A 4,876-nucleotide genomic window follows, 5' to 3' on the forward strand; every position below is an offset into this window, starting at 1 on the left:
TGTGGATAAAACTGAGCCCTGATAAAGAGTGGTAGTGTATATTTTCTCTCGACCTCGAAGATTTGGCAAGTCCCTGCTTATAAGTCACTTAAAGAGTTGTTTAAAGGAAATAAAAAGATATTTAAAGGGATTATACATATGTGACAAATGGGAGTGAGACAGTACTCATCCAGTAATACATTTGTATTTTGCCGAAATTCAATATGCAACGGTAGAGCAGCTAGAAATTTCACTTGATAGATTTTTAAATGATGAACTGACTGACCTTTGAAGAGATTAAGAAAGCCGAAGCTAAGAAAAAAATAGGCCAGAGTTAGTAGAAAAGAATAGGGGTCAAGAAATAAATGGAAAAGTTCAAAGTAGCAGTTGTAGGCGCAACAGGCGCAGTTGGCCTTGAAATGATTAAAATGCTTGAAAGCAGAAACTTCCCTGTTGAAAGCATAAAACTTTTAGCTTCAGAGCGTTCTGTGGGTAAAAAATTGGCATTTAACGGTAAAGAAGTAACTGTTGAATTGCTTACTAAAGACAGCGGCAAAGGCATAAATATAGCTCTTTTTAGTGCGGGATCTGATATTTCTAAAGAATTTGCTCCTTTTTTTGCGGCTGACGGTTGTTTTGTAATAGATAATTCCAGCGCTTGGCGAATGGAAAAAGATATACCTTTGGTAGTACCTGAAGTAAATCCTCACGATTTAAAAAAAGATAAGAAACTTATAGCAAACCCTAATTGTTCAACTATTCAAATGGTTGTAGCCCTAAAACCCTTACATGATTTTGCAAAAATCAAGAGAGTTATAGTTTCAACGTACCAATCTGTTTCAGGAGCAGGTCAAAAAGGTATAGATGAGCTCACAGAACAAGTAAAATCTTGGGCTAAAGGGGAAACTATACCTATAGCTAACAAGTTTCAGTACCAAATTGCTTTTAACTTGATACCTCAAATAGATGTTTTTACAGACAATGGTTATACAAAAGAAGAAATGAAGATGGTCAATGAGACTAAAAAAATAATGGATGATACCTCTATAGAAATCAGCGCAACATGCGTAAGAGTGCCTGTTTTTAGATCTCACTCTGAAAACGTATGGGTTGAAACTGAAAAGCCCATCTCACCACAACAAGCCAAAGATTTGCTTTCAAAAGCTGAAGGTATACAACTCATGGACAAACCTGAAAGTAAAAAATATCCTATGCCTTTATTTGCTCAAAATATGCAAACAACATATGTAGGAAGAATACGTGCTGATATTTCTACAAAAAACAATGCTTTGACATTTTGGGTAGTTTCAGATAACTTGCTGAAAGGTGCTGCTTTAAATGCAGTACAAATAGCTGAAACGCTTGTAAAAAATGAGTTAGTTTAAACATTAGCTGATTAGGAAGCTTTTGTATAAAAGTGAGTATGACTATGACACGCAAAAGTGGTTGCATTTTATTGCTTTTATTTACGCTATGTGAAGGAGCGCAAACTGCAAATTTGGGTGAAATTGACGTCAACTTTGGTACGGATTTGGTGTCAAAAACTGCCTCAAAAGATCTTAAAAATTATCCTTCTGGGTATAGCTCTGAAGGTTTAATTCGCTTAAAAGAGGTTGCCGACAATGAAGAGGTTGATGGATATTGGGGACATAAAGGAGCGTATCTATTGAGTGTTGAGTATATACACCCCAGCTATGCATCGAATAAAATTAAGATTGGAATCGGGACAAAAATAGTAAAAAAATATGTAAAAGCGCTTTATTGCGTTTTTGAGGATGAAGGGCCTGACGGGCCCCTCGAACCCCCAGCTCCAGGAGGTGGTATTTACCAGTTTCCTCTGAATAATATCTTATCTGACCCCTTATTTACCTTCTATAAAAAATTGTATTTACTTCCTGTTTATTTTATAGTACAACTAAATCCTTTCTCTGATAAGTTTGATGGTATATATTTTAGAACAAATATTGGGTATAGCTTTATTATCAAAGATGATCTGTTTGGAAAAGCTAATTATTATAATGCCAGCAGTTTATGGGAATATAAAAGAGAAGGCGGCTTATGCTTTGTTCTAGAAATAGGTAATGAATTTAAACTCAATGATACACTAGGACTTATTTTAGGTATGTTCTATGACTACGTTTCATATAAATCTGTAGTCACAGACGTTGGTACATTTCACGGTCCTTTGAAGCATGCTGAGTTAACAAATATTGACCACATATTCGGTATTAAGACAGGTGTAAAATTTAAACTATAAAATTTTAATTCTATTCACAAAAAAAAGAACAGAATAGGAGCATTGGTATTTGTCAGAATTTAGCAAAACATCATCTTCCAGATTACTCATAAATCCTGCTTCTATTAGAATAACTAGGTATCTCAAGGACCAATTAAAACCGCTCAAGTCGTCTCTTTCAACAATCCCTCTATTTTCGACTCAAGTATTTTTATCACACATTCAAGGGCTATTTCGCCTATTCTTCTGCTTTAATTAACTGCTCTCTTCTTTGTGATCCTATCACGAAAACTATCAGCATGTATACGAATCATAACTTCAGCCCCAGCCTTATTGCCAAGTAAAGCTCTTTCAACATTTCTTATATTTACGTCATATGTTTCTCTAGTCATTAAAACTATAACTTTTTTCTCTTCAACACATAATCTGCAATTTCTTAGCTATCTTTAAAACGATTACGTATTCAGGGGTATTACTCTCAAATACCACAGCGCCATCAACAACTTTTGGTTTTGTAATTGAACTATCCGGAGCTATCGGTTCGGTATCATTGTTTCCAACTGTCTGATGTCCTGGTGGGTCTTACACATATGATTCTGTCCTTCAACATATATGAATAATCCTTTACAAAAAATAGTCAACGCGCCAATAAGGGGAATTATTAAATATCACCCAAAGTACCACTCTTTGAGTTATTATATCATTAAAAAACCAATTTTAAAACAGCCGAGTCAGAAGCTGAATCCTGCGACTTACGAAGCTTCTTGGCATGTCTTTGTCCGTATCTTAAATTTTAACTTACAAAATCACAAAACACTACAATTTAAATTTCAATAATTTTAAAAATTCTGAAAGCTCTGAAAGCATGGAAAGTTATTCACAGATTCGTGAGCGATATTTTATAACTTTTAAAGTAAAATATAACTTAAATTAAAATTATTTATATTTATAGGTATAAATTTTACAAATTACAACAATTAACTTTACTGTGCACAACTTTGTGCAAAACAGCTTGTACTTAACATAATATATATTATCGGACATTAAAGTTTTGGCTAGTTTTTACATTTTTGAAATTGTTGGTATTTAAAATTTTTTAATTTTTTTGAAAATATGCATTCTTGTTGGTATGTTTTTGAGCCCATCTTGCTTGTTGGTTTCTATTTTTTAAATATTAAGGGAATTTCTTAAGACAAGAGAAAGCATATATCAAATACTTAATGAAGTACTTTTGAATTATTTAAAAAAGTTTGACACTTAAATAAGACAAGCCCGCGTTGGTTTAAAACCAATCACGGGCCACCATTTGAACTCTCTTCTTTAAAATAACTTTAGAAAACTTGGATTAAAATAGGGTACTACTTTTTTGAAGGCTTAGAAGACTTCTTTGAATAACTTACTTTTATGGTTTCTGTAGGAAGACCTATGTCCTTTAAAAGATCTATAAATGGATCAGGATCAAGCTCTTCAACGTTTACCATTTTTTTAATGTCCCATTCACCTCTAGCTATTAAAATAGCCGTTGCAACAGCAGGAACACCAGCAGTATAACTTATAGCTTGCGATTCAACTTCTTCATAGCAAGCCTTATGGTTACATACATTATATATGAACAATTCTTTTTTACGGCCATCTTTAGTTCCTATTATCAAATCGCCTATACAAGTATTGCCAGTATAGTTGGCGGCAAGCGTTTTAGGATCTGGCAAACATGCTTTAACCACTTTTAAAGGTACAACTTCAAGGCCTTCAGCTGTTTCTACAGGTTTTTCAGATAAAAGACCTATATTTTTAAGAACATTGAAACAATTTATGTAGTGATCACTAAATCCCATCCAAAATCTTATTGATTTTGCATCGAAATTCTTTGAAAGTGAGTGTAACTCATCATGCCCTGTTAAGTATATAGTTTGCTTGCCTACCACAGGAAAGTTATATACTTGCTTTTCAGAGTGGACAGGTTTGCAAACCCACTGCTTGTCTATCCATGTCCAAACTTTAACAAACTCTCTAAAATTTATTTCTGGGTCAAAATTGGTGGCAAAATACTTGCCGTGGCTTCCAGCATTTACATCCATTATATCTATTGTGTCTATTGTGTCAAAGAAATGTTTTTTAGCGTATGCAGCATAAGAATTAACTACTCCAGGATCAAAACCTGAACCCAAAATTGCTGTTATACATTTATCCTGACATCTATCCTTACGTTTCCATTCATAGTTAGCATACCATGGTGGGTTTTCACATACCCTGTTAGGCTCTTCATGAATTGCGGTATCTATATACGCCGAACCAGTTTCTATGCAAGCTTCTAAAATCGACATATTGCAGAAAGCCGAAGCTAAGTTTACAGTAATGGAAATTTTTAGATCTTTGATTAGCCTGATCATTTCAGGAACGTTTAGGGCGTCTATTTGTTTGATTTGTATTTTTTTTGTAGGATCTTTATAATTATTTTTACGGCCTATACTTTCTATTATTTGCTTACAACTGTCCAAAGAACGCGAAGCTATATAAATATTGCCAAACAAATCATTATTCTGTGCAAATTTATGAGCAGCAACGTGGGCAACACCGCCAGCCCCTACAAGAAGTACATTCCTTTTTTCCATTTCTTATGAATTCCTCCCCTCGTCCCTCTTAATAATAACTCATTACAAA

General features: G+C 34.0%; 4 protein-coding genes and 1 pseudogene. 3 read left to right on the plus strand and 2 right to left on the minus strand.

Annotated features, from left to right (window positions below; all coding sequences use genetic code 11):
• Positions 1–34 precede the first annotated feature (34 nt).
• The 3 genes from LE179_RS06345 to LE179_RS06355 all read left to right on the plus strand — a co-directional run bounded on the left by LE179_RS06345 (position 35) and on the right by LE179_RS06355 (position 2,236).
• Positions 35–157, plus strand: coding sequence for an AAA family ATPase (locus LE179_RS06345; RefSeq protein WP_374129535.1), 123 nt, complete (start codon positions 35–37; stop codon positions 155–157).
• 187 nt (positions 158–344) lie between these two features.
• The gene (locus LE179_RS06350) at positions 345–1,364 is read left to right on the plus strand and encodes an aspartate-semialdehyde dehydrogenase (protein WP_374129536.1); all 1,020 of its coding nucleotides are present in this window, start codon (positions 345–347) and stop codon (positions 1,362–1,364) included.
• A 44-nt stretch (positions 1,365–1,408) separates the two neighbouring features.
• Positions 1,409–2,236 carry a hypothetical protein gene (locus LE179_RS06355; protein ID WP_374129537.1) on the plus strand — a complete coding sequence of 276 codons (828 nt, stop codon included), beginning with the start codon at positions 1,409–1,411 and terminating at the stop codon, positions 2,234–2,236.
• A gap of 230 nt (positions 2,237–2,466) precedes the next feature.
• On the opposite strand, the pseudogene LE179_RS06360 reads toward LE179_RS06355, so the two are convergent.
• A pseudogene (locus tag LE179_RS06360) lies at positions 2,467–2,622 on the minus strand (N-acetylmuramoyl-L-alanine amidase); the annotation flags it as partial.
• 951 nt (positions 2,623–3,573) lie between these two features.
• Positions 3,574–4,827 carry a saccharopine dehydrogenase C-terminal domain-containing protein gene (locus tag LE179_RS06365; RefSeq protein WP_374129538.1) on the minus strand — a complete coding sequence of 418 codons (1,254 nt, stop codon included), beginning with the start codon at positions 4,825–4,827 and terminating at the stop codon, positions 3,574–3,576.
• Positions 4,828–4,876 lie beyond the last annotated feature (49 nt).

This window comes from Candidatus Endomicrobiellum agilis, assembly GCF_020328115.1.
Classification (GTDB): Bacteria; Elusimicrobiota; Endomicrobiia; order Endomicrobiales; family Endomicrobiaceae; genus Endomicrobiellum; species Endomicrobiellum agilis.

What these genes read in the sequence shown, in the direction of transcription:
- LE179_RS06350 (WP_374129536.1), top strand. Translation starts at nt 345, where the DNA reads ATGGAAAAGTTCAAAGTAGCAGTTGTAGGCGCAACAGGCGCAGTTGGC.
- LE179_RS06355 (WP_374129537.1), top strand. Translation starts at nt 1,409, where the DNA reads ATGACACGCAAAAGTGGTTGCATTTTATTGCTTTTATTTACGCTATGT.
- LE179_RS06365 (WP_374129538.1), bottom strand. Translation starts at nt 4,827, where the DNA reads ATGGAAAAAAGGAATGTACTTCTTGTAGGGGCTGGCGGTGTTGCCCAC.